This is a genomic window from Legionella santicrucis (genome assembly GCF_001468135.1).
Taxonomy (GTDB): Bacteria; Pseudomonadota; Gammaproteobacteria; order Legionellales; family Legionellaceae; genus Legionella; species Legionella santicrucis.
Map to the genome: position 1 here is coordinate 1 of NZ_LNYU01000075.1, position 24,931 is coordinate 24,931.

Sequence of the window (24,931 nt, forward strand, 5' to 3'; positions counted from 1 at the left end):
CTTTTGGCGGTAGCTTTGGTTAGAATATAAAGAGGATCAGTTCTCCTAATAAACTTCTTTAAAGTTTATTAGGGGTGACCTATTACTCAACAAGTAGATCTACGATCCATTTGTTGACACCATTATATTTCTACGACTTTTATTGCTCACTTTCCTTTATTTCGTGGTTTATTGGTAACGCTACTTTTTTTAAGCAAATCTTTACTAACAATGCCGCAAAAGCATTTAATAAACTCAAAATTAAAAAAATTTGTGGAATCGCAGCTGAAAAATGTAACAAAGCAATAACCATCAATGCTCCCGCGACCATAAACATAGAATTGTAAATATTATTCGTCGCGATCACTTGAGCTCTTGACTCTGGGGGACTTGTCACTTGTAAATAGGTATATAAGGGAACGATAAAAAGACCAGCACTAAAAGCTAGCATAAATAAATCAAATGCAATGCGCCAATGAGCGAAGTGGGTAAAAAAATTAATTAGAGTAAATACATTTTTCGGTTCATTTAAATGGGGCGAAGCCCAGTAAAGATCCATTGTAAAGCAAGTAAAAGCAAACATTGCCCAAGGAACAATGGGAAGATGTATTTTTCCTTGAAAAATAAAATTAACGGTCAAGGAACCACAAGCAATGCCTATTGAAAACAAAGCAAGAAATATTGCAAAAACAGTATTATTAGCTCCTAATACATAGTTTGTATAATCAGGAAGCTTAGTGAGGATTACTGACCCTAATAACCAAAACCAAGATAAAATCAAAATTGCTAATAAAATACCGAAATGCTCGGTAGCCTGTTTCAGCATCTTATAAGTCACACGCCATATCTGTTTATCTACTTCAATATTTATCGATTTTGAAGGAGCTTTAGGTATAAACAAACTGGAAGCAAGTCCCGCAAGAGCAACAACTATGGTTAAAAACACAGCTATATAAGGTTTAGGACTATTGATTCCTATAGATAAAGTACCCATAGTGGTTCCCAATAAAATGGCTATAAAAGTACTTGCATCAATTAAACCTGTTGCTCCCAATAAGTCCTTTTTAGGTAAATGATCAGGCAAAATAGCATATTTTATTGGCCCAAAAAAAGTTGAATGTACTCCGAGACCAGTTAGAGTAACCATCATCAAAAAAATATTTCCCCAATAAAGGGCAAAACTACCAATAATCATTAAAAATAACTCTAAAATTTTAATGAAACGTGTCACAAGAGCTTTATCATATTTATCAGCCAATTGCCCTGAAGTCGCTGAAAAAAGAAAAAAAGGGATTATAAATAAAGCACCCGCTATTGCTTGATAGAACTCAGATTGAGCTTGATTATGAGTGAGATGGTAACTAATTAAAGTAAGCATTGCTAACTTAAAAGCATTATCATTAAAAGCACCAAAAAATTGAGTCAGGAAAAAAGGAAAAAATTTACGTTCTTTCAAAAGGTAAAAAGCACCATTACCCATGCATAAAGCTCCATTAGTAAATACATAACCGAGCCCCATCTAATAAAAGATGGGAGGCGATTACGTTTCTCATTTATGACATTAACTAATAGTTGGTCTATACACCTAGAGTGTGGATGGAACAAGATCATTAGGCTTTAATATCAAGCTTCTAAGTGTATCATGAGCCTCTGCCTCACGTAAGAGTTTAGATAAACCTGTCTCAGAAATTTCATTATCTGATAAATCAACATGCTTAAGATGAGTATTCGATTTTAATGCATTAGTAATAAGATAAACCCCTTCATCATGCATTTTATTGCTTTTAATATTTAAATGAGTTAAAGATCGAGACTCATTAATCATAGTAACAATTTCTTTTGCACATTCTTCGTTCAAATTATTATATGATATATCCAGAATTTCTAATGAAGGATGTTTCAATACAAAATGACGCAGTGCCGTCATTCCTTCTAAACCAAAATCATTACAACTTAACACGAGTTCCTTTAATTCCGTATTTGAGTTAATCGATTCTAATAAACGCTGCACTCCAGAATCACGAAGCCAATTTAGTGATAAATCTAAAACCGATAATTTTTTCTTTTTTAAACATGAGAAAAAATCAGCAGGTATTTTATCACCTATCCAATTGTCGATAAATTTTATTGTATTCAATTTTCTACGGGGTAAGGAATCAAATAAATAGCGAATATCTTTTGTATCAATATGATTAGCATAAAATGAAATTTCATTAACTTTTGAAGCTAACTTTAAAATATTATGTAAGGCATCATAATCTTTATCATTTAAATTGGAATGATCGATACTAATTTTTTTTATAAATTTACAGCGCCTCTTTCCTTTTGATTGTAAGTACTTATTCAGATGAGGAAGAGCCAAATGATGTTGTACCTGTATAAGCTCTATTGACTCCAATCTCCCATATTCATGTTTTAACCTAATCGCCATATCCCCTTCCCCCTATAAATGAAACTACAATTTAATTGTAGATGATATTTGCAGTGGAAAAGCGATGGCTATGAGTTTTTTATATTTTGCGCTAGCGTTTGTTGACAATCATTCTGCTTCCCTATGCTTATGCCTGAGGGAAGTAATTGTCAACAGCCTTTAATATGGGTACATCCTCACGATCTCATGCTAGAAAATAGGCCTAGTTATTCAAAAGTTGATGGACGTCAATTTAGCCAATAAAGTTTGCTTGCACCTTTTCTGCAGAACAGATTTAATCTATTTATTAAATCTGTGCGTTCAAACGAGTAAGAACATTTCCTGGCCCTACCTCTATAAAAATACTCTCACCTTGATTTTTTAAATAACGAATGGTATCGGTCCAACGAACTGGATGTGTCATTTGTTTCACTAAATTTTCTTTAGCGCTATCATTGGTATAAGGTTCTGCGGTTATATTTGCAATCACTTCAATTTGTAGTGGCGAAAACTGAAAAGACTCCATAAATTGTTGAAACTCATCGGCAGCGGATTGCATGTATCGCGAATGAAATGCACCGCTCACTTTTAATGGCACACACATCAAAGCTTCTTGAGCAAGTATTTCATTTGCCCTGGCTATATCTGCTGCTGGTCCTGAAAGAACAATTTGTTTCGTTGAGTTAAAATTAGCAAAATCTATAGAATCTAATCCATTGGTTTGCAGCAATGATTTAATTCGGTCTTCAGCTAAATTGATCACTGCGAGCATTCCACCTCCACTTGCTTTAGCCATCAATTCGCCACGTTTTTGCACAAGCTTCAATCCGGTCCCAAAATCAAAAGCACCGGCAGCAAATAAAGCAGCATATTCACCTAAACTATGCCCGATTAAACAATTAGGTGATGGTTCTTCAGAACTTCGAGCCAAAAAAGACAAAGCTTCAACAATATATAAAGCAGGTTGAGTATATTCGGTATTGTTTAATTGCTGCTGTGGATCATCCAAGCATAACTCTTTGACAGAATACCCTAAAATTTCATCAGCTTGCTTTATTTGTTCAGGAAAATATGAAAATAATTCAATCCCCATACCTTTTGCTTGAGAACCTTGTCCTGGAAACATGTAAATGGTCATTGATGCTCCTTTTTCAAACGATAAATCCAGATATATAAGTCATGATAAAATAGAATTATTAATATTGTCATTAAAAAATACTATTAATTAAATTTGTTTATTAAGTTTTTATAGTAAAGAAAATAATAGAGGCATCTATTCTTAAATACATACCTCACTTAGATTTAAAAATAAGCTCAAAATAGAGTAGGTATTTTTGATTTTTAGTACTTATTAAGCGATAAAAAAATTTATAATTATACATAATTAGTTAATTGAATTCGTTCATTTAAAGAAAACTATATGAAAAAAAGCGTGATCATTTTATTTGTTCTACTTGTTTTTATTGTCGTTTATTATCGTCTCCATTCAATTTCCACGACACAAAAAAATTTTCCTGAACATGCTTTAAATGAGCGAGCATCATGGGCACAATGGCGTACTGAAGGTAAAGGAGTTTTAAAATATTTTCTACATTTCTTTGATTACCAAAAAAAAGCAACCCTAATGGTTTTAAATCCGTTCCCTGGCCAAATAGCATTTTTTGCTCATCAAAAAAAATTATTAGCCAAGTTACCACAACCCTCTTCTGAAGAAACATTTGTTCGTGTTGGTTTTGTAGGTGATTTAATGGCAGTTCCAAATTATGATAAGCAATTTATCGCACCTAAAATTTTAAATCTTTTAGCACAGATGGATTTTGTTTTAGGTAATTTGGAAACACCAGTTTCATCATCCAGTACTATTTCAAAATTTCGTAATGCCTTGTCTCAATTTAATGTTCCTAATGACTATCTAAATGCACTAACTTTGAATGGAAAACCTGTATTTGACTTTTTATCTTTGGCCAATAACCATGTTCTTGATCGTGGCGATTTAGGTGCACAAGAAACCATGAGAGAGTTAAAATCAAGAGGCATCCAAGCTCATGGGGCAGATCAGCAAAAATTTATCATTTACACAATCAAAGGAATTCGCTTCGGTGTAGCAACCGCTACTTGGGGCGTTAATCCTCAATTTTCTCAAAATACTACCCCTATTCAGTATTTACCAGGAATTGCTCCCCTTGATAAAAATAAAGTAGAGCTCAGTCAATTAATAGATGCACTTCATGAAATGAAGCAAGCCAAAGTTGATTTTAAAATCTTATTTTTACATTGGGGATTTGAATTTGAACTCTATCCTGATCCCTTAATTCAAGATATTGGTTACCAATTAATTCAAAATGGCGCAGATTTAATCATAGGGAGCCATCCTCATGTACTACAACCTTTTGAACTCGTACAATCTTCTGAACATACAGGATTAATCGCCTACTCTATGGGTAATTTTATTAGTGATATGAGCAATCCCTTCACTCGAATTGGGCTCATCCAAGAATTATACGTTTGGCGTAACTCTCAACAGACGATTCAATGGGCATTGGGTCCAAGCAGACTCACGCAAGTAGCAGATATAAAACATCCACGTACCGAATTGCTTAAAAAGCCTCCACCGAAAGATCTTTATGATGCTTATGTCTACTACCAGTACTCTTTAAATTTACCATTTTTAGTATGGAACTAAAAAGTCTCATTTAGTCAAACTTAAAGTAGGCATCCTTTAAATACTTTTTTATTTATTTTTCTTCATTAATTATGGGGCAAATAAACTGTTCCTTGTAAATAAAGATGGGCCGTTCCATAAAGAAAAACTCGCTCGCCTTTTACCTCACATCGCACTTTTCCCTGTCGTCTTCCACCTTGTACTGCATTAATGTCACATTTCTGCAGTTGTTCACTCCAATAAGGTGCAATAACGCAGTGGGCTGATCCTGTTACTGGATCTTCAGCAACGTTACATCCGGGATAAAAACATCGCGAATAAACATCCGAATTTATTCCAGGTGCAGTTAAAATCAAACCTCTATAATCGAGCTGAGCAACAGCATTTAAATTAGGTTCTGCCAGTTGTACTTCTTGCGCATTCTCATACACAAACATTAAGTCAAATTTACTTTTTAAAACATATAGTGGTTTGTTTAAATTTAATTCCGATAGTGCTTGGGAGTATTCAATGAAATGATAAGGTAATGCTGGAAAATCCATTATAAATCCGTTGCCATTTTTCCGAACCTTAAGCTCTCCACTTAAGCAACGAAAGGTGATCTCTTCTCCTTTAAATCCTAGTTTCTCAAAAATAACATAGGCACTTGCAAGTGTTGCATGACCACATAAAGCTACTTCTTCATTTGGGGTAAACCATCTAATATAAAATCCGTTTTCCTCAGGGATAAAAAAAGCTGTTTCTGAAAGGTTATTTTCTAAAGCAATATTTTGCATTTCTTTGTCAGTAAGCCAATTGTCTAATGGACAAACAGCAGCAGGATTTCCTTCGAAAAGATTTGCGGCGAAAGCATCGACTTGATAGATAGGTAAAGTTCTCATAACATCTCTTAAAAATTAGAAAAACTGGAAGAAATACATATGGGGCATTTCTAGAAAATTCAAGAGTTCAATGCGTTCGACTCATAAAAAGACTCAGACCTACACTTTTCGATAACAAACACATCCCTGTGACAGCTATTAAATTAAGACACAGCATGAAGCGTTTAACGAAATATAATTATATTTCTTTTCAAAATAGCTTTTCTTCTCTTGTTGCGCGAAAAATAAACACCCGGGTTACGGCTTACCTTAGCCCAGGTCACATTTAACCGGCAGCGAGAGCTGAGAATACTTACGTGTACTATACTTTATTACTTATTCAGTAATAATAGTAACGTCTTGTGCTTTTAAGCCTTTTGGTCCTTTATCTAGCACAAAGGATACAGGATCATTTTCATGGAGTGTTTTAAATCCAACACCTTGAATATCTTTGTAATGAACAAAGATATCATCACCATTCTCATTAATAATAAATCCAAATCCTTTTTTCTCATTGAACCATTTTACATGGCCCGTTTCTCTTTGCGACATTAGCGATCCCCTTTGTCTTAAGCTTTTACAATCCAACTATTACATATGTTTATTCCAGCATAAAGATATTTACTATTCAAAAGCTGCGTTATAATAAACATTTTCTACATATACGAAATAAGTTCGTACATATAGATTAGCATAGCAGTTTTTTATTGATTGTTAAGGATTTTTTTAAAAAATCGCTATCTTTATCTTTTTTTATATATTGGAAATACACAATGAATCATACAAAATCAGCTTTTATAAAATTAGCACTCGATTGTCAGGTATTAAAATTTGGTGAATTTATATTAAAATCGGGACGAAAAAGTCCTTATTTTTTTAATGCAGGTTTATTTTATCAAGGAAGCACATTACGGCAATTAGGCCAATTTTATGCAAAGACTTTACTCGAACATCAAGCTCAATTAGAACATTTATTTGGCCCAGCATATAAAGGTTTACCACTTGCTACTGCTACAGCTATAGCTCTTTCTGAATTAGGTAAAGAAGCAACTGTTACTTTTAATCGTAAAGAGATAAAAGATCATGGAGAGGGAGGTCAATTAATAGGCGCCCCTTTAACAGGTAAAACAGTGATTGTTGATGATGTTATAACTGCAGGAACTGCTTTTAGAGAATCTCAAACTTTGATTAAAGAACATGGTGGTCAATTGACTGGGGTCATTATTGCTTTAGATCGTTGTGAACGAGGATTAACAAACGAATCAACCCTTTCTGAAATTAAAGCTCAAGGTATTGAGGTTTACTCTATTATTACTTTATTTGATTTAATTGATTACTTAAAAAGCTCAAATCAAGATGAACAAGTTAAAAAACTAGAAGATTATCAATCAACATATGGTTGCTAAAATGATTAGATTGGAATAATACATCTTATTCCAACAGTTAATGCCCTTTTAAAAACCAATAGAAACTTTTATTGGTTTTTTCATATCATTTCCTGCTCGTTTTACTACTTATATCTCTGAGTAAGTATTCTCATGTTATCGGATATTTGCTTAAAGAAACGCGAGCTTCGGATGATCCAATTTCCATCTCGAACGATTCGCAGTAAATCCATATTTGTTCATCGAAACCCTCGTTAAAGAACTATTTTAGAATCATTTACCAATAAAAATACGGCTACTATTGACAATACTTAAAGAAATACATTAACATTGCATTAATGTTATATTACGTTAATACATTAATATGAAAATACATACTTCAATAAAACACTCAGCCCTTCCCAATTTAATGCATGCAATCAGCCTATTGGAAAACAAAGAGGAAGCGTTGCAATTTTTTATCGATTTATGTACCCCAGCAGAATTGGAAGCAATGGCTGATCGTTGGCAAGTTGTTCCATTATTGAGGCAAGGTATCCCCTATAGAACCATTCATGAGCAAACGGGAGTGAGTGTGACCACGATAACTCGAGTTGCACGTTGTTTGAGTTTTGGTACAGGTGGTTATGAGTTAATTGCGAAGAAATTGGAGTTATCGTGAAAAATCGTTTACGTTTAGCCTTACAAAAAAAGGGGCGTTTATCTGAAGAATCCTTAACCTTGTTACAACAATGCGGTTTAAAGTTTCGTATTAAGCCTAATAGCTTGCTCACTCATGTGGATAATTTCCCTATCGATCTGCTTTTCGTTCGTGATGATGACATTCCTACTTTAGTTTTTGATGGGTTGTGTGATGGAGGCATTGTTGGGGAAAATGTACTTTTAGAAAGCGCTCTTGCCAATCCAGAAAAATCTTATAAAACCATAGTACAACTGGGTAATTGTACGTGTCGCTTATCTATAGCTGTTCCTGAAGCCATGGATTATCAAGGGCCAGGGTGTCTGGATGGAAAACGAATTGCGACCAGTTACCCTAACTTACTGAAGAACTACTTATACAAACAAAAAATATGTGCGGAAATCCTTGTTTTATCAGGATCTATTGAAGTTGCTCCACGTATGGGGATGGCCGATGCTATTTGCGACTTAGTTTCAACCGGTCAAACTCTAGAAGATAATAAACTTTTTGAAGTGGATACTGTACTGCAAAGTCAAGCAGTATTGATTCAAGGTGGAAAAAAAAGCGTCCCCCTATTTCAAGATTTATTTGCAATGCTTGCGCGTAGAATACTCGCAGTACAACAAGCCCAAGAGCGAAAATATATTGTGTTTCATGCCCCAAAATCAGCTCTTGGAGCAATAGCTGAAAAATTACCTGGAGCTGAAGCACCCACTATTTTGCCCTTACCAGGAAATATCAATAAAGTCGCTGTCCATGTTGTTTCTAGTGAGCGAATTTTTTGGAACACATTAGAAACCATTCAAACATTGGGAGCCAGCTCTATATTGGTTTTACCCATAGAAAAAATGTTGGAGTAACTTCATGTTAACGATTAAAAACTGGCAATCTGTATCTCAAACTGAAAAAATGCAGTGTCTTACTCGCCCCCTGCAAACCTCTTCAGTAAAAAAACAGGTACAAAAAATTATAAAAGAAGTGCAATCTTTTGGCGATAAAGCATTACTTGCACTTACGGAGCAATTTGATGGGGTTCGCTTAGACAGTCTTCAGGTTTCAACACAACAAATAAAAAATGCCAGCATCAGCTCTCAAGCATTAAATGCACTTAATGAGGCAATAAAAAACATCACGAATTATCATCAAGCTCTTTTACCAGAGAATAAAAAGATAAATACCGCTAAAGGAGTGAATATTTATAATACCTATAGACCGATTCAGCGTGTAGGATTATATGTCCCTGGTGGTAATAAAACTCCGTTAATTTCTTCATTGCTCATGCAAGCAATCCCGGCAAAAGTTGCCGGCTGTCCTGTGAAAATATTATGTACCCCACCCAATAGTGAGGGTTCTATTAATCAACACCTACTTGTTGCGGCACAGCTATGTGGTATTGAAACTATTTATGCTGTAGGTGGTGCGCAAGCAATTGCAGCCATGGCTTATGGGTCAGACAGCATTGTCAAAGTTGATAAAATTTTTGGCCCGGGAAACAGCTATGTTACAGAAGCTAAAACTCTTGTTTCATCTGATCCTAATGGCGCCGCCATAGATATGCCAGCAGGCCCTTCTGAAGTAATGATCATCACCGATGATAAAGCTAATCCAGCATTTATTGCCGCAGATTTATTGGCACAAGCAGAACATGGAATTGACTCACAAGTTATTTTAATTTGCGATAATCAAAAACAGGCAGAACAGGTAAATCAACAATTAAAAGAACAATTAAGGACCTTATCAAGAATACACATCATGAGCCAATCATTGGCAACCAGCATGATCATTGTTTGTCCTGAAAAGGAAGAGCAAGTGAATATCATTAATACTTATGCCCCAGAACATTTAATTATAAACCGTGATGATGCAGAGCTATGGATTGATTTAATCTATGCTGTAGGTACCGTATTCCTTGGCCCTTGGGCAGCAGAAACTCTTGGTGATTATGTGACAGGATCAAATCATGTTTTGCCAACCAATGGTTTTGCTCGGAATCATAATGGTTTAAGTACGCTGGATTTTCTCACTTGTTTTAATGTGCAATCCATTAATCAGGAAGGAATCAAAAATATAGGTCCCGCAGCAATCACTCTAGCACATATTGAAGGATTGGATGCGCATGCACAAGCAGTAGCAATCAGACTAAACTCACTGGAGGTTTAAATGTCCGTACTTAATTTAATACGCCCTGAACTATTAAACAACCAAGCTTACATCCCAATTAGTGGCCAAATCAGCTATCGTCTCCACGCTAATGAGCTTCCCTGGTCTGTATTAAACACGAAGATCGATTTAAATTTTTACCCTGAAAAAATGGCGCAACAACCATTACTGGAACAATTAGCGAAACTGTATCAAGTAGATGTAACTCAACTTGTTTTGACTCGCGGATCAGATGATGGAATTGATTTAATCACTCGTTTGTTTTTAAGAGCGGGGCAAGATGCTTGCATGCAATGTCCGCCTACCTTTCCCATGTATTCATTTTATGCTCATTTACAACAGGCCCAATTGATTGATTGCCCTTTAGATCCCTTGAACTGCTTTGAAATTTCAGTAGAAGAGATTCGTAATTGTTGGCAAAAAAATTGTAAAATGATTATCTTGTGTAACCCTAATAATCCTACCGCCAGTTTAATCGACATCAATCAAATTGCAGCCCTATGTGAAGAATATAAAGACCGCTCCATAATTGTTGTCGACGAAGCATATATAGAGTTTACCCAGAATCAAAGTGCAACTTGCCTCATTTCTCAATTTGATAATTTAATCGTCCTGAGAACTTTATCCAAAGCTTATGGACTTGCGAATCTTCGCTTAGGAAGTATTTTAGCTCAAGCACATGTTATCCAAGCATTAAATAACATCATGTTGCCTTTTCCACTTTCTACTGTTGTAATTAATCTAGCGTTAAAAGCTTTGGTAAAGCCAGCATGGTTTTCCGAATCGATTAACAAGATTAAAAAAGCTCGTACTCAGTTGAGCCAAGCATTGACACTATGTCCTTTTATCGAGACAGTTTATCCTAGCCAAACCAATTTTATTCTCATTAAAACTAGGTACGCGCCTGAACTCGTCTCGTGGTTTGGTTCTCACGGCATCGCAGTTAAAAATTTTCCCCCACACTCCTCTTTACAGGATCATTTACGTATCACCGTAGGAAATGAAGCCCAGAATAGGTTTCTTCTGCATACTTTATCTTCTTTTCAACCTAATTCATCCTCAGAAGGATGTGAATGAACCATAATGTTTTAGGATTTAAAAATGCAAAAAATTTTATTTATTGATCGTGACGGGACTTTAATTGAAGAGCCTTATGATTTTCAAGTTGATTCATTGGATAAAATCAAACTTACGTCCGGAGTAATCCCCTCTTTATTGCAACTGCAGAAAGAAGGATTTCGTTTCATTATGGTAAGTAATCAAAATGGTATAGGTACATCTGCATTCCCCGAAGATGCTTTTTTAATGTGCCATGAATTTACTTTGGATCTCTTTTCTTCACAAGGTATTTATTTTGATGAAATTTTTATTTGCCCACATATGCCCGAAGATAATTGTTTGTGTCGTAAACCTAAAACGGGTTTGTTAGATCAATTTATGAAAGAAACCATAATCGACAAAACATCTTCTTGGGTTATTGGTGATAGAGAAACTGATCGCCAGTTAGCGGATAATTTAGGGATAAAGTTTTTACCCATCAATAAAGAACATGGGTGGAGGCAAATTACAAGCACGATACTTAATAACAAACGTACTGGATTTATTCGAAGAAAAACCCAAGAAACAACAATAGAATTATCGGTGTTATTGGATTCTGACCAAATCAGTTCCATCAACACCCCCATACCCTTTTTTAACCATATGCTCGAGCAAGTAGCAAAACACGGTGGGTTTAATCTGGATTTATGCGCGAATGGTGATGTAGAGGTTGACGATCATCATTTAATCGAGGATACCGCGATTGCTTTAGGAGAAGCATTGAAAGCAGCTCTTGGGAACAAATGGGGCATTAATCGCTATGGTTTTACTTTGCCTATGGATGAATCCATTGCTTCGATCGCAATAGATATAGGTGGCAGAGGTTTTTGCGTGTTCCAAGGACAATTCACTCGTGAGTTTGTTGGAGGTATGGCTACAGAAATGATACCTCATTTTTTTAATTCTCTAGCCAATGCTTTAGGAGCGACGATTCACATTGAAGTTACCGGTACCAATCATCACCATATGATAGAAGCCTGCTTTAAATCACTAGGTAGAGCACTAGGGCAAGCGTGCACAAAAACAACTAATTTTTTACCATCAACTAAGGGGGTTCTATGATTGCAATTATTGATGTGAGTGGAACCAATCTAACTTCTTTAGCGAATGCATTACAAAGATTAGGATTTAACCATCAACTCACTCATGATGCTCAAGAAATCCGCAACGCAAGCCATGTGATTCTTCCAGGTGTAGGTACCGCATCTTATGGTATGAATGCGCTGCGTCAATATGGCTTAGTCGATGTTCTTACGTCATTAAAACAACCATTATTAGGCATATGTCTAGGCATGCAATTATTACTTGAAAGCAGCGAGGAAGGAGATGTGCCATGCTTAGGCCTTATTCCTGGAAAAGTACAGCGGTTACCCCGTAAAAAAGGTTATCCAGTGCCCCACATGGGTTGGAATCAATTGCAATGGTGTAAAGATACCTCCTTACAGAATGGGTTAAATGAAAATAATTATGTTTATTTTGTACATAGTTATGCGCTTTACGCTACTGAACATGCTTTGGCTTATTGTAAGTATAATGAGTCTTTTACAGCCATTATCCAAAAAAACAATATTTGGGGTATGCAATTTCATCCCGAAAAATCAGCAGACACCGGAATGACGTTGCTTAAAAATTTTTGCAGTACTTAAAGTATTTTAAATGACTCTTACGCAAGTTAGAACTTATTATTATCGGAGGCTGTATGATCCTTATCCCAGCAATTGACTTACAAGCAGGTCGTTGTGTGCGCTTACGCCAAGGGCAGTTTGATAAAGTCACTCAATTTGATATGTCACCTATAGATCGCGCATCTTATTTCGCCAAATTAGGAGCAAAACGATTACATATTGTTGATTTAGATGGAGCTAAAACCGGAACTATGCAACAACTTCCGTTAATTTGTGCCATGCAAAATACAGGAATTACTGTACAGGCAGGTGGTGGAATTCGCTCTTTAGAACAAGCAAAAACCTGTTTTTCTGCAGGAATATCACTCTTGGTTATAGGGAGTATAGCAATTACCGACCCTACATTAACCATACAAATTATTAATGAAATTACCCCCCAAAATGTTATTCTTGCTCTCGATATTCGTATGGAAAATAATATTCCCCTGCCCGCTACCCACGGCTGGCAAACTACTTCAAATAAGAATTTATGGGAAATTGTTTCCTTTTATCAACAGTTGGGCATTACACAAATCTTATGCACTGACATTGCCTATGACGGTATGATGCAAGGACCAAGCTTTGATCTTTATCAAGAAGCAGTAGAACGTTTTCCCAATATTGCTTGGCAAGCTTCTGGGGGCATTCGTCACCAAGATGATATTATCAAGCTTCAGAAACTAGGTATTAAAGCAGCGATCTTGGGACTGACTATGTACCAGGATGCTTTTAACTTGAAATCGATCTTATCAAGTCCTGCAACACCAATGGAATAATAACACCTAAGATCCATCTTATTATAAAGAGTATAAATTATGTTAACGAAACGAATTATTCCATGTCTTGATGTACGCGAGGAGCAAGTCGTCAAAGGAGTTCAATTTCGCAATCATCAAATTGTTGGTAATATTCTCGATCTAGCAGCCGAATATTCTGCATCTGGAGCAGACGAGCTGGTCTTTTATGATATTACTGCAAGTTCCGAACAACGTTCTGTTTGCCCTAAATGGATCCATCACGTTGCGGCAATAATTAACATCCCATTCGCAGTAGCAGGTGGAATTCGATCTCTTGATCAGGCAAAATCACTACTAAATGCCGGAGCCGATAAAATATCCATTAATAGCCCCGCGTTGGAGTCTCCTCATTTAATTAACGAATTATGTCGCAATTATGGGAGTCAATGTGTCGTTATTGGAATTGATAGTCAATGGATAAATGATGATTATTATGTTTATCAATACACAGGAGATGAGAAAAAAATAATTAATTCCAAACGCAAAACAAGTGAGTGGATTAAAGAGGTTCAAGACAGAGGCGCAGGAGAAATTGTATTAAATTGCATGCAAGCAGATGGCGTACGTATGGGGTATGACTTGCCTCAGTTACAGATTATGCGGTCTTTATGTGAAGTACCTTTAATTGCATCGGGAGGAGCAGGAGTATTAGATGATTTTACGCAGGTTTTCCTTAAAACCCACGTGGATGGCGCTTTGGCTGCCAGTGTATTTCACAATAAAATTTTAACAATTAACGACATAAAATTAGCATTAAAAAAAGAAAATATTGAGGTGCGATTATGAATCATATGGAAATTAATGCCTTGGATTGGAAAAAAATGAATGGCTTGTTACCTGCCATTATCCAAAATGCAGAAAATGGTAATGTTTTGATGTTAGGTTACATGAACCAAGAAGCTTTAATTGCGACATTAACTACAGGCCAGCTTAATTTATACAGTCGAAGTCGTAAACGATTATGGCGTAAAGGAGAAACCTCAGGTAACAGCATGTCGGTTCAACATATTAGTGTCGATTGCGACAATGACAGCTTATTAATTCAAGTTTTCCCTAAAGGTCCCGCTTGTCATTTAGGATATACTAGTTGCTTTCAACCTACAAATAACACAAGCCTTGGCTTTATACATGAACTCATTGAGCTCATCAATGAGCGTGCTGATTCACAAAATGAAAATAGTTATACAGCAAGATTATTAGAATCTGGACTCAGTAAATGTGCCCAAAAAGTAGGTGAAGAAGCCGTGGAAGCAGTCATTGCTGCCGTAAATAATGACCGTGAGGAATTAGTGAATGAATCTGCCGATTTAATCTTTCATTTATTCGTTTTATTAAAAGCTTGTGAGTTAAGTTTTTATGATGTTTTACAATGCTTACAAGACAGAAATGCAACTGTTCATAGCTAATAGGCAGCCTAGTAACAGTTGAAGTTTGGAAACCAACTCTGAGCTTTCCCAAGAACATCATCCCCGCTTTTCGCGCAGAGGCGTCAATTTTTTCTGAAGTTGACGCCGTTGAAGAAACACTCATTACTCAGCATATCCTTGCATTGATGCCATTATCTAAACAGAGATTACACTACCGCCAACAAAACTGCTGTCAGATAATTTCCTTCTGGAAAAGAGGCTAATGTAGGATGGCAACTTGCCGGGCCATAGACACCTAATATACGTGCTTGTTTTCCCACAACCACTGCTTGTGCACTCACTAAAGAGCAAAACTCTTGGGATGAAAGCGCCGCGGAGCAATTACAAGTCATTAACAAGCTTCCTTGCTTCATGTGCTTAAATACTTCACGATGTAAAAAACGATAATAATTTTTCGCCCGTTGTAAATGCTGTTGTGAAGGAACTAACTTAGGAGGGTCTAAAATAATAACATCATATTCTCCTGCTTTTGTTAAATAATCACGAGAATCTGCTTCAATAAACTCTATTTGAGTTAACTTATTTAATAGTGCATTCTTTCTGCCTTGTGTAATAGCCTGAGCAGAACTATCCACAGCAGTTACTTTTAATGCACCTGCCTTGGCTGCATGTAAAGCAAAACCACCTGTATAAGAATAAAGATCTAATACATTTTTACCTTGAGACAACTGGGCAATACGCTGATGATTCTCTCGTTGATCAAGAAATAAGCCTGTTTTTTGGGCTTGCGCAAATTCAACTTCATAAATTATCCCTGCTTCAAGAACATTCGCGTGATGATGTGTTTCTTGTTCACAGCTTTGCTTCCATCCATCCTGACTTAAAGGTTTTTTTTGTGGCAACCAAATCAATTGATCTGTAGGCAATAATTTTTGAAGAGCCTGTATTATTATTTCTTTATGAAGTTCCACCCAATAAGCAGAACTCGCAATCACACATATCTGATTAAATCTGTCTATAGTTAAACCAGAAAGACCATCTGCTTCACTATTAAACAATCGATAAGCAGTAGTCTCTGCATTAGGCAAGTTTAAACACCCTCGCACTAACATTGCCTGTCTTAAGCGAGCAGCAATTAAAGCGCTTAAATGGCTTGTATCAATAGACTCAGATGTGAGTGCTAATACCCGAACTCTATACAGAGAATGTTCATTGAACACCCCAACACCAATAAGTTCTTCATCTGCATTATAAATATTAACTAAATGGCCTGTAACTAATTTCCCATCTGCTTTTGCAATAGCTTTGGGGAATATCCATGGATGCCCTCGTAGAACTGTATTTTGCTTTGCTGCCAGCAATGTAATTTTTGCATTCATTTATCTATTTCCCCAAAAACAAAAATCGGCTAATCTACACAAAGACCGAAAAACCTGCAATAATCTTTCTCTTAATAAATCTGAAAGAGCAGCTCTCGATCGTAATCAACTAATTGAAAAATAAAAATACAAGGCCCATTATGCCGCAAAAAATAATAACACTATTTAATAATATTGGAGATCATAAAAAAGGACTTGCTCTCAATCTAAAATACAATTTTAATTCATATTCTGTAATTATTAATAGTGCATATGTTCCTGTTTTAAAGAAAACATCACGTTTCGAAAGTTATACTTTAGCTATTAATTCATTCTGGTAACACTATGGAAAAAACACCCAAATTATCCTTTGGCCTTACTCTAGGTGCTTTAGGGGTGGTATTTGGCGATATTGGTACAAGTCCATTATATGCTTTAAAAGTTACGATGGATAATCTACCAATTACTCAATCAACAATTATGGGGGTTTTATCCCTCATTTTTTGGTGTTTGATAATTATCATTTCGTTCAAATACTTAATCATGATTTTCCGCGCGGATAATGATGGAGAGGGAGGCATTCTTGCTCTTTTAGCATTAATGAAGCATAAAAGTACTAAATATGTACCTATATTTTATATCGTCGCCATTTTCGGAGGGGGGTTGCTCTTGGGCGATGGTATGCTCACTCCTGCTATATCCGTGATTAGTGCTGTTGAAGGTCTTAGCACTCTTTCACCTTCATTTGAACCTTATATACTGCCTATTGCCGTAGTTATTCTAATATTCCTATTCATGCTGCAATCAAGAGGAACTGGAAATATAGGGAGTCTCTTTGGCCCTTTTATACTTATATGGTTCTTTACTATAGCGATACTTGGTATCGTACAAATCGCTAAAGCCCCTATAGTCCTTACTGCAATTAATCCTTATTATGCCTTTGCATTAATCCATGAGACTGGGTATAAAGGCTATTTATTATTAGGAGGAATTTTTCTGGTTGTTACAGGGGGAGAAGCACTTTATGCTGATATTGGGCATTTTGGCAAAAAACCGATTCGCATCAGCTGGTTTACCGTTGTACTTCCTTCCTTAGTATTAAACTATTTTGGGCAAGGAGCTAATTTACTTTTGCACCCTAAGGCCATTAGTAACCCTTTTTATATGATTGCGCCTAATTGGTTTTATATTCCTTTAATTATTCTTGCTACTATTGCCACAATAATTGCATCACAAGCAGTGATTTCAGCAACCTTTTCTTTGACAAAACAGGCAGTCTTACTAAGCTTATGTCCACGCATTCCCATAGTACAAACATCCAAAGACTATTCAGGCCAAATCTATGTACCTCAAATTAACATCATTTTGTTCATTGGAACCTTAACATTTTGTTTTACTTTTAAAACATCAGATAATCTTGCTCATGCTTATGGTATCGCAGTAAATACATATATGCTCTTAATTGATGCAATGGTCGCTTATGCTGCTCTATCCATTTGGAAATGGTCAAAATTTAGAGTTGGGCTGATATTTGGACTATTTTTAAGTATCGATTTTGCATTTCTAGGTTCAAATTTACATAAATTTCTCACTGGTGGTTGGGTTCCAGTTACGTTTGCTTTACTTATAGCAACCATTATGTATACATGGAAATTTGGCTTGGAATATTTACAACAAAATTACTACATGAATAAAGATGATATTTCCAAAATCCTCAAGCAACTCGAATATAAAAGTTTAAACCAACTTTCTGATTTAACAGCAATTTTTATAACTGATGTTTACGATAAAAGTGGTGGAAGTTTTCTCCATTTCTTAAAGCTTTGCCGAGCAGTTCCGAATCGAGTGCTCATTCTTAATTATGTTGTAGATAATATTCCTTATGTACATTACAGCCAACGTTATGAAATTACTTGCTTACATGAAAAAGTATTTAACTTAACTTTGCATTACGGATTTATGGAGACCATTTCCATACCCAGAGCACTAGAAAGAGCTTCGAACAAAAATCTTTTTCCCTTTAAATTAAATATTGATCGTGCAACATATATGGTAGAAATTCCTAATATTTCAGCATCTAAAACAAAAAGATCATTAACTTTTTTCTGGCAAGAAAAATTATTTGCTTTTTTAATCCGTAATTATTCAACTAATTTGAATATAGATTTTTACAAATTACCTTACAATAGAACTATGGCAATTGGCACTTACTATATTATGTAATTCAGGAGTTTTTATATGTGGTTTAATAACGCCCTTATCTATCAATACGAACTGGATGATACTTGTGATCTCACTGGTTCTTTAACTGAGAACATTCTAAAACCTTGTCCTCCTCATGCACGCTTTGTTTATGGCTGGCTCCCTCTCATTGGGGATGAAATGATTCAAGAGATTGCCGGGAGCTCTCTTATTTGTTTAGGTAAAGAAGAACGCCTACTTCCTCGAGGTGTTATTAATAAAATGCTTGCTGAGAAAGTACAATTACTCGAGGCACAGCAAGGCCGTATGGTAAAACGAGCTGAAAAAGCGCAAATGGCAGAAGATATTGAGTTTGAATTATTACCTAAATCATTTTGCGTCCAAAAAAAATTGCTTGCCATTCTTGATAGTGCCAGTAAAAGAATCATTGTTAACACTTCTAGCTCAAATCAAGCAGCACAACTCACCTCGTTTTTACGCAAATCAGTAGCAGGGATCTCTATTGAGCCCCTATCTCATACAGAAAATCTTGCTTTACGATTTGCAGAATGGATTCACTCTCCAGAAACACTTCCCCAGCACTTTCAATTAGCCTCAGATTGTTTACTCTTCGCTCTTGATGATGAAAAAAAACGTGTGCATTGTAAAGGCTATGAGTTACCTGCCGAAGAAATTTTGACCCTACTCTCGCAAGGTATGGCTACAGCAGAAATCTCTTTAATCTGGAAAGAAAGAATTCAATTGACCTTGACGCATGACTTTACATTTAAAAAATTGAAAAGCCTTGATTACCTCATCGATGATTTTAATGAAATCAAACAGCTTGACGAAGAATACCAACAACGTGATGCTGCACTTGCTTTATTATCAGGAGAACTTAGAGAGTTAATTAATGATCTTTTAGCAGCATTGATAGTTAAAGAGGCAGAAACTGAATTAGAAGTCGTATAAAAATCATCTTAAAAAAATTCATGTTATTCCCGCGAAAGCGGGAATCCATCTACGTTTATTACCAATACAAAAGTGTTCTCTTTCTCATATATGTAGTAAGTACTTATTCCATTTATTAAATATCCTGACGTTCAAAACGCCAGGCATGATGCAAAATACCAATATCTTCAGCAAGATTTTATTTTAAGCGTTACACTATTCGTTCCATTTTAGTAGTGTGGTAAGTTGCGTTATATATAGACAGTGCTTCTTCAGCTGCTTGATTAAAGCCTAAAGCCTTATTTGATTCATACATAACTACCAAGGCTTGCTTTACACTAGGAGCCTGTGGGTAATTTTTCACTACGTAGTTTGCTCGTTCAATAGCAGCAACATACATTTTACGTTTAAAATAAAATGTTGACGCATTCAATTCATGCTGTGCAAACATATTGCGCAAATATACCATTCGTTGTAACGCATTTGCTTTATATTTGCTGTCAGGGAATTTTTGAACCAAGATACCAAAATCTGAATAAGCTTGGATTTGTGTCCCTGGATCTCTCCATGATTCATCCAAAGGTAAGAATTTTGCGAAAACACCACGCGTTTGTTGAAAGTTTGCCATACCTTTCATGTAATAAGCATAATCTACATTTTTAGCCCGTGGATAAAGATGAATAAATCGTTCTGCTGTAGCTGCAGCAGCAGGATAATCTTCATTCTCATAATAAGCATAAATTAAATCCATTTGTGATTTTTCGGTATAATCACTAAAAGGATACATTGTCTCTATCGCCTCTAGGTGCTTTATTGCAGTTGCATATTCTTTTTTGTGCAGATCTTTCTGAGATGCAGTATAAAGTTGCTCTGCAGTCATTCCTTTATAAGGGGTATTATCTTCTTCATCTTTATGCCACCATGACTTGCAAGCAGTTAAAGACACAATAAAAGCAAACAGGAACAACATTTGAATTCGTTTCATAAACTACACCTATTTAAAATATTCACCACAATTACTACAAGCCATGAGGGCCCAAAAACAGAAAACATTATACCTATGACTATTGAATTTGCGAATATTCTTATGTTTTTTAGACAATGAAATGGATAGAAATTTTATATTATCAAAAATATGCAATTTTATTGAATAGAATATAAAAAAGTATTTGCAAATGATTTTGGGTTGGAGTAGTATTGCCCGTGGAGAGATGGCAGAGTGGTCGATTGCGGCGGTCTTGAAAACCGTTGAAGGGCAACCTTCCCAGGGTTCGAATCCCTGTCTCTCCGCCAGAATATCCTACCGAATCATTATTTTTGCATTACTCATTAGATTCGTAATACTTTTCTATTTAGGGCTTAAATATTCACTATAAAACAAAAATGAATCTATTTGCCTAATACGAACTAATCTATAACAGTTCTTACAATAAATTAAATCAATAACATTCGAGACATAAACATCGTCAAGATAAACACTTATAATTCCTTTAATACAAGCTCAGCAAAAAGTTAGTGAGTGTATAATGCCTTATGGTAGAAACAATTAGATAAGGATATGATTTTAAAGCTATTGATCAATGCCTTCATATCAGTTCTTCCAACTAAAAGTGCTTGCAAAATTAACATATTGGTTTATTATGGCTACCCAATATTCGGTTTTTTTTAAGTTAACGATGAGATGAATTCTAGTATTGGAATTATTGGTGGCTCAATTTCAGCTCTATCTGCAGCTATTGAATTAAAACGAAAAGGATTTGCAGTCACCCTGTTTGAACGCAATAAAGAAACCTTCGAGTCCCGTGGTGCTGGCATAGTACTTCCAAAATCTATTTTTGAGCAAAAAATTAAGCCTGATCTTTTATTTCCCCATTTCCCCTATGTGAACATTGATCGCCGATCGATTTATACAAAAAATCTGAATTACCTAAGCCACAAAAAGCCATTGATTTTAAATTACCCATTTCCAATGGTCGCAATACATTGGGGGCATCTTTATTTTGGGCTAAAATCTCAATTCCAGCATGATGCTTATCATGCTGGCGAGCAAGTCATCGCTATTTCACAAGATCAATCTGCAGTCTATCTAAAAACAAATCAAGGAGATTATACCTTTGATTATGTTATAGGGGCGGACGGTGTCAATTCCTTCCTACGTCATTATATATTTCCTCATTTGCACCCCACCTATGCAGGATATACGGGATGGAGAGGAATCTGTGAAGATCAAACCCTGAGTAAGCTCATTGAACCTGGAGAGCAAATTTTTTATTTATACCCAGGGGGACATATCGTGCTGTACAACATACCTGCATCAGATTATGCAACAACTCAGCGTTCTGTAATTAATTGGGTTTTTTATGAATATGATCCCAAGGTGTCAATGGCAAAAACATTGGTGGATAAAAACGGGAAACCTTGTAATTTTTCAATCCCTCCTAGCATGCTAAGCCAGGAGCAACTAAAACATGTTTATGATCTAGCGCAAGCATACTTACCAGCCGAGGCTTCGGAAATTGTTTGTGCATCAGAAACCGTATTTGCACAAGCGATTTATGATTTGCTCTCACCATCGCATGTACAGGAAAGATGTATTTTACTAGGGGACTCGGCAACGATTCTAAGACCTCATGCTTCTTCTGGCTCTTTAAAAGCGATAGAAGGAGCAATGGCACTTTCTGAGGCTTTAAATGCTCCCAAGGAACTGAGAGCGGCAAGTCTTGCTGCATGGAATGCAACTCAAGTAAAAAAAGCAAATGACTTGATGAATTTTGCAACAAGTTTTGGCGATCTTTTTGTCACTTCTTCTACCGATTGGTCAACCATGGATGAGCTATCCATCATGTCTCTATGGAAAAAACTCATGGAAAAAGCCCCTCAAACTCCACAATTAATAGAGAAAGAAAATGAAACAAGATAATTTAAAATACCTGAAGCATGATGAAGCCATTGATTATTGGTTACAACAATCAATGGCCTCTATTTCTGTTTCTTTCCCATCTCGCGCTACTTCCAATCAATCGCTACTCTTAGGTGACATAATAGATGGTATTACTATTCAACAGCTAGAACAGCAGGCTGCGTTTTTAAATTACCCTCTTCGCTCTTTACTTTTAGGCCTATTTCAATGTTTACTGCACTTAGTAGATTTAGGAGACAAAATATCCGTTGCTCTACCAATTACTCAGCATAAAATGCTTCCAATTCTTAGCATATGCAACCTGTCCCAAAATTTGGGTGATTATCTTAGGCAACAACATGAAAAAATGCTTGAAGCGTACCAACACCAATCTATTGATTTTTCTTCTCTACAAACCCAGCTTGAAGCTTCTATAGCCGATTGTTTTGAGATTATTTTCCACTATCAAGATAATGCCTCAATTAAAGATACCCTATTATTTGATAATCCTATTACAAGAAATAAAGCTGCTTTAATATTGAATATTATTCATACTTCAAAACAAGAGATAAGATTTTGGTTATCCACCAATGAGTGTTATTTTAATCCAACCATGCTCCAAAGCTTAACTCATTGTTATCGTCATCTCATCCAGATATGGAGTAATCAATGCGCAACGCCTATGCGAAATCTCGATTATATTCCTCCCGAGCAACGAGCCATCATTGATCAAAAAACACAATTTACCCCCTATGATGCTCAATTATCATTATCAGAAGCATTATGGGAATCTTTACAAAATAATGCGGGTCGCATCGCCATTAAGGACAAAAAGCATCATATTACTTATGAGGAGCTATTTTGCTTTTCATCGCATATTGCCGCGGCACTAAAGAAAAAAATGATACCTGAAAACAGTGGCATAGCCATTTGTATGAATAAATCGTGGAAATGTCTTGCTGCAATGCTCGGCGTATTATTCTCTGGGCATTACTATATTCCTCTTGATAAAAGAAATCCCAAAGAGAGGCAAAATTACATTATTAGTAATGCGGAGATACAGTGTATCATTACCGATGAGCCAAGCAACGAAGAAAATACACTGCTCATTGATGATTTGCTGCAAGAGCCCGATATATTAACATCCGCCCTGACGGATTCTAATGATATGGCATATATCATCTATACTTCTGGAACCACTGGCAAACCCAAAGGCGTGCCCATTGGTCAAAAGAGTGTCATGAGTTTATTTGATAGTTGTTCCCCCTGGGTTACTTTCAAAAATACAGATTCATGGACATGGTTTCACTCTTTTGCTTTTGATGTTTCGGTATGGGAACTATTTGGTGCCTTACTACACGGCTCCTGTGTGGCCGTGGTTGATGAACAGACAACTGCCAATATGAGCTTATTCGAAAAGTATTTATGTGAAGAACACATTAGCATGTTAAGCCTTACTCCAACAGCACTAAAAAATTTACTGCATAGCAAACCTAGCATAGCAATCAAACCTCGGTACATTTTTTTGGCTGGAGAGGCCTTCACTCCAGATATCTTAGCATTGTGGAACCAACTAGGTGGCAATAATCACACTCAATTGATTAATATGTATGGCACCACAGAAACTACGGTACATTCAACCTTCTATCACATCCAATTACATGATAAGACAATATCTATTGGCCAAGGGTTAAAGGATACAGGATTGCAGATTTTGGGTCGCTTTCAGCAAGAGTTGCCTTTGGGATTTATAGGCGAAATAGCCATTAGTGGCGATGGGCTAAGCCATGGTTATTGGAAACTTGACGAGTATTCAGCTAAAAAATTTATTCAGCAACGAGGTCAGAAAAAATATTTATCAGGCGATTTAGCTCATTTGGATCCTAATGGACTATTTTACTGTCATGGACGTATAGATAAGCAATTTAAATTAAATGGCTACCGTTTAGAAAAAGAAGATATTATTGGCGCCTTACTGCATGTTCCCCAGATCCATCAAGTGGAGTTGAAAATTTACCCAGCAGATTCAGGCATTCAGTTTTTGTGTGCTTATTATTTAGCCTCCCAACCTATTTCAGATCAAATTATTATTAGTCACTTAGCACAATGGTTACCTAGTTATGCGCTACCTACGCATTATATCCATCTAGAAAAATTTCCTTTAACAGTGAACGGAAAAATTGATATGAATGCATTGCCAAAACCCGTTCTAGGCACAACAGAAGTACCTAAAAATGAGGAAAGTATTGAGGCACTCTTAAAACAATGTTGGGAAAATGCACTACAAAAAGAATGGCAGGATCTCTTTGTAGAACGCACTTTTTTTGATCTAGGTGGTAATTCATTAAAATCAGCGTTACTTTGCGAAAGAATATCTCATGTGTTCAAAAACATTCATTTTACCGTAATTGATCTTTTTCGTAATCCAAGTTTTAAACAGCAAGAACATTTAATCATGCAACGAATGCAAGTATGCTAGGA

Annotated in this window: 22 protein-coding genes and 1 tRNA gene; 16 read left to right on the top strand and 7 right to left on the bottom strand. The window is 36.0% G+C overall.

Annotation, left to right across the window (positions count from 1 at the left end):
* Positions 1–139: 139 nt before the first annotated feature.
* The 3 genes from Lsan_RS12735 to fabD form a co-directional block, all read right to left on the bottom strand.
* The gene (locus Lsan_RS12735) at positions 140–1,459 is read right to left on the bottom strand and encodes an MFS transporter (RefSeq protein WP_058514610.1); all 1,320 of its coding nucleotides are present in this window, start codon (positions 1,457–1,459) and stop codon (positions 140–142) included.
* 105 nt (positions 1,460–1,564) lie between these two features.
* Positions 1,565–2,410, bottom strand: a complete 846-nt coding sequence (locus Lsan_RS12740) for a leucine-rich repeat domain-containing protein (protein WP_058514611.1) — start codon at positions 2,408–2,410, stop codon at positions 1,565–1,567.
* Between the two features lie 286 nt (positions 2,411–2,696).
* Positions 2,697–3,527: an ACP S-malonyltransferase gene (fabD, locus tag Lsan_RS12745; RefSeq protein ID WP_058514612.1), complete on the bottom strand. Its 831-nt coding sequence runs from the start codon at positions 3,525–3,527 to the stop codon at positions 2,697–2,699.
* Between the two features lie 282 nt (positions 3,528–3,809).
* On the opposite strand from fabD, the gene Lsan_RS12750 reads away from it, so the two are divergent.
* Complete coding sequence (locus tag Lsan_RS12750; RefSeq protein WP_058514613.1) at positions 3,810–5,072, top strand: CapA family protein; 1,263 nt, start codon at positions 3,810–3,812, stop codon at positions 5,070–5,072.
* Positions 5,073–5,137: 65 nt separating this feature from the next.
* On the opposite strand, the gene Lsan_RS12755 is transcribed toward Lsan_RS12750, so the two are convergent.
* Together Lsan_RS12755 and Lsan_RS12760 are read right to left on the bottom strand one after the other, a co-directional pair.
* The gene (locus tag Lsan_RS12755) at positions 5,138–5,932 is read right to left on the bottom strand and encodes a PhzF family phenazine biosynthesis protein (RefSeq protein ID WP_058514614.1); all 795 of its coding nucleotides are present in this window, start codon (positions 5,930–5,932) and stop codon (positions 5,138–5,140) included.
* Positions 5,933–6,247: 315 nt separating this feature from the next.
* A complete protein-coding gene (locus tag Lsan_RS12760) occupies positions 6,248–6,463 on the bottom strand; it encodes a cold-shock protein (RefSeq protein ID WP_003631957.1) in 216 nt (71 codons plus the stop codon).
* Between the two features lie 221 nt (positions 6,464–6,684).
* Between Lsan_RS12760 and pyrE the strand changes: the two genes are divergently transcribed.
* The 10 genes from pyrE to hisIE all read left to right on the top strand — a co-directional run bounded on the left by pyrE (position 6,685) and on the right by hisIE (position 15,100).
* Entirely contained in the window at positions 6,685–7,317 is a 633-nt protein-coding gene (gene pyrE, locus Lsan_RS12765; RefSeq protein WP_058514615.1) for an orotate phosphoribosyltransferase, read from the top strand.
* Positions 7,318–7,660: 343 nt separating this feature from the next.
* Positions 7,661–7,957: a YerC/YecD family TrpR-related protein gene (locus Lsan_RS12770; protein WP_058514616.1), complete on the top strand. Its 297-nt coding sequence runs from the start codon at positions 7,661–7,663 to the stop codon at positions 7,955–7,957.
* Positions 7,954–8,835, top strand: a complete 882-nt coding sequence (gene hisG, locus Lsan_RS12775) for an ATP phosphoribosyltransferase (protein ID WP_058514617.1) — start codon at positions 7,954–7,956, stop codon at positions 8,833–8,835. The genes Lsan_RS12770 and hisG overlap by 4 nt, the downstream gene beginning before the upstream one ends.
* A gap of 4 nt (positions 8,836–8,839) precedes the next feature.
* The gene (gene hisD / locus Lsan_RS12780; RefSeq protein WP_058514618.1) at positions 8,840–10,135 is read left to right on the top strand and encodes a histidinol dehydrogenase; all 1,296 of its coding nucleotides are present in this window, start codon (positions 8,840–8,842) and stop codon (positions 10,133–10,135) included.
* Positions 10,136–11,212 carry a pyridoxal phosphate-dependent aminotransferase gene (locus Lsan_RS12785; protein WP_058514619.1) on the top strand — a complete coding sequence of 359 codons (1,077 nt, stop codon included), beginning with the start codon at positions 10,136–10,138 and terminating at the stop codon, positions 11,210–11,212. It begins immediately after the preceding gene.
* A gap of 24 nt (positions 11,213–11,236) precedes the next feature.
* Positions 11,237–12,295, top strand: a complete 1,059-nt coding sequence (hisB, locus tag Lsan_RS12790; RefSeq protein WP_058514620.1) for a bifunctional histidinol-phosphatase/imidazoleglycerol-phosphate dehydratase HisB — start codon at positions 11,237–11,239, stop codon at positions 12,293–12,295.
* Positions 12,292–12,879 carry an imidazole glycerol phosphate synthase subunit HisH gene (gene hisH, locus Lsan_RS12795; RefSeq protein ID WP_058514621.1) on the top strand — a complete coding sequence of 196 codons (588 nt, stop codon included), beginning with the start codon at positions 12,292–12,294 and terminating at the stop codon, positions 12,877–12,879. The genes hisB and hisH overlap by 4 nt, the downstream gene beginning before the upstream one ends.
* Before the next feature lie 53 nt (positions 12,880–12,932).
* Entirely contained in the window at positions 12,933–13,673 is a 741-nt protein-coding gene (locus Lsan_RS12800) for a 1-(5-phosphoribosyl)-5-[(5-phosphoribosylamino)methylideneamino] imidazole-4-carboxamide isomerase (RefSeq protein WP_058514622.1), read from the top strand.
* A 39-nt stretch (positions 13,674–13,712) separates the two neighbouring features.
* Positions 13,713–14,480, top strand: coding sequence for an imidazole glycerol phosphate synthase subunit HisF (gene hisF / locus Lsan_RS12805; protein WP_058514623.1), 768 nt, complete (start codon positions 13,713–13,715; stop codon positions 14,478–14,480).
* Complete coding sequence (hisIE, locus tag Lsan_RS12810; RefSeq protein ID WP_058514624.1) at positions 14,477–15,100, top strand: bifunctional phosphoribosyl-AMP cyclohydrolase/phosphoribosyl-ATP diphosphatase HisIE; 624 nt, start codon at positions 14,477–14,479, stop codon at positions 15,098–15,100. The genes hisF and hisIE overlap by 4 nt, the downstream gene beginning before the upstream one ends.
* 167 nt (positions 15,101–15,267) lie before the next feature.
* On the opposite strand, the gene Lsan_RS12815 is transcribed toward hisIE, so the two are convergent.
* On the bottom strand, positions 15,268–16,440 hold the full coding sequence (locus tag Lsan_RS12815; protein ID WP_058514625.1) for a class I SAM-dependent rRNA methyltransferase: 1,173 nt from the start codon (positions 16,438–16,440) through the stop codon (positions 15,268–15,270).
* Between the two features lie 324 nt (positions 16,441–16,764).
* Between Lsan_RS12815 and Lsan_RS12825 the strand changes: the two genes are divergently transcribed.
* Positions 16,765–18,642, top strand: coding sequence for a potassium transporter Kup (locus Lsan_RS12825; RefSeq protein WP_058514627.1), 1,878 nt, complete (start codon positions 16,765–16,767; stop codon positions 18,640–18,642).
* A 15-nt stretch (positions 18,643–18,657) separates the two neighbouring features.
* Positions 18,658–19,572, top strand: coding sequence for a recombination-associated protein RdgC (locus Lsan_RS12830; protein WP_058514628.1), 915 nt, complete (start codon positions 18,658–18,660; stop codon positions 19,570–19,572).
* Between the two features lie 190 nt (positions 19,573–19,762).
* On the opposite strand, the gene Lsan_RS12835 is transcribed toward Lsan_RS12830, so the two are convergent.
* Positions 19,763–20,536 (bottom strand): outer membrane protein assembly factor BamD, encoded by a 774-nt coding sequence (locus tag Lsan_RS12835; protein WP_058514629.1) that lies wholly within the window; start codon positions 20,534–20,536, stop codon positions 19,763–19,765.
* Between the two features lie 220 nt (positions 20,537–20,756).
* Between Lsan_RS12835 and Lsan_RS12840 the strand changes: the two genes are divergently transcribed.
* From Lsan_RS12840 to Lsan_RS12850, 3 genes are all read left to right on the top strand, one after another.
* A tRNA-Ser gene (locus Lsan_RS12840) sits at positions 20,757–20,844 on the top strand.
* Positions 20,845–21,232: 388 nt separating this feature from the next.
* Positions 21,233–22,471 carry an FAD binding domain-containing protein gene (locus tag Lsan_RS12845; RefSeq protein ID WP_058514630.1) on the top strand — a complete coding sequence of 413 codons (1,239 nt, stop codon included), beginning with the start codon at positions 21,233–21,235 and terminating at the stop codon, positions 22,469–22,471.
* The gene (locus Lsan_RS12850) at positions 22,458–24,929 is read left to right on the top strand and encodes a non-ribosomal peptide synthetase (RefSeq protein WP_058514631.1); all 2,472 of its coding nucleotides are present in this window, start codon (positions 22,458–22,460) and stop codon (positions 24,927–24,929) included. Before Lsan_RS12845 ends, Lsan_RS12850 begins: the two co-directional genes overlap by 14 nt.
* The last annotated feature ends 2 nt before the right edge of the window (positions 24,930–24,931 follow it).